Below are 1314 nucleotides of genomic sequence, written 5' to 3'. Positions count from 1 at the left end.
GATGATACCGTCTTCAATTGGTTGGCCAATCACAGGGATCATTTCGATTGGAGCAACATCCACAAACTGCTGGGCTGCGCTTTCGATTGGGCCAGCTGTTGGGTTGGGTTCTCCAGGCTCTTCGCCATCGTCACCGCCGCCCATGTCTGGCAAGCCACCGGAACGCAGTGCGTCAACCAGAGGTTCGGTTACAGCTTCAAGAGGTGTGTTGGTGCCGATGTCTTCGATTACACCTGCCAAGCTCTCAGCGAAAACCGCTGGGTCTGCATTTTCCATCAACGCGTCTGTCAAGGGTGACAGTGGAGTTTCAGGCGCGCCACCTTCACCGCCGCCAGGCAGGCCTGGCAGTGATGGAGCACCGCCGCCCAATGCGTCAGCAATTGGATCAAGTATCACGTCCAGTGGTGTCCCAGTTGTGCCGCCTTCTCCTGGCTCTTCACCTTCACCAGGTTCGCCGCCATCCTCCTCAGCACGTTCGCCACCCAGCAGGTTGCCAACTGTTTCAATGAGCGGTGCGCCAGGGCCAGCTGCTTCGGCGTTGGACACGATTTGCTCGCCAAGCACTGCCACGCCACCAGCCAAGCCACCAGTGAGTTGCTCTGGCAGTTGTCCGCCAGTTGGGTCTTCACCGCCTGCAATTACAAAGGCCAGACCATTGGTGAGTGGTGCCAAAGGTGCCAAGGCACTGTCTGGATTGGTCAGGTCAGTCAGGCCTTCCGCCACTTCTTGCAAGGTGCCGGGTACGCCGGGTAAGCCGGTGCTGTCTTCCTTGGTGCCTACGACTGGAGCCAAGATGCCGGCAGTCAATGGACTCAATGGGCTCTCGTCCGTTGCAAGGACGTTACCAACTTTCGTCAGGCCTTGAGCAACACCGTCCACCTCCCCTTTGTTTCTTGCACGTGGGTTGGCGGCTGCTGCTGAAATCATATCTTCTTGCGCAGCAGGTTCGTTCTCGCTGTAGCCCAAGGTTTGCGCCAAGGGATCAACCACTGGGTCCAGTGGTGTTGGCTCAGCGCCTTCCGCCAAACCTTGTGACAGGTTGCTCACTGTGCCGGCAAGGCCTTCTTGGTCATTGGTGTAGCCCTCTTGAGGCTGACCAACCGTTTCAGCGAGCAAGTTTGCAACACCGGTTGGGTCTTGGTCTGAAACACTCGCGATGCCATCAGACACTGTAGCCAGGCCGTCAGCCACTGCACCAGTTACTGCGGTGATTGGTGCAAGTGGTGTTTGCTCCAAGCCGTCGTTCAGTGATTCAACGCCGCCGATCAACCCTGAAGTATCACCTTCTACATCGCTGTCGGAGTCAGAATCGCT

At 57.5% G+C, this 1314-nt stretch carries 1 pseudogene; it reads right to left on the bottom strand.

Annotated elements, in window-relative coordinates:
* Window positions 1-1314: pseudogene (locus tag B4N58_RS09805) on the bottom strand (hypothetical protein); the annotation flags it as partial.

The sequence above is a fragment of the Limnobacter sp. UBA3528 genome (assembly GCF_002377005.1).
Lineage (GTDB): Bacteria > Pseudomonadota > Gammaproteobacteria > Burkholderiales > Burkholderiaceae_B > Limnobacter.
The sequence above is the reverse complement of the archived record's forward strand: the minus strand, read 5'-3'. Positions and strand labels throughout refer to the sequence as shown.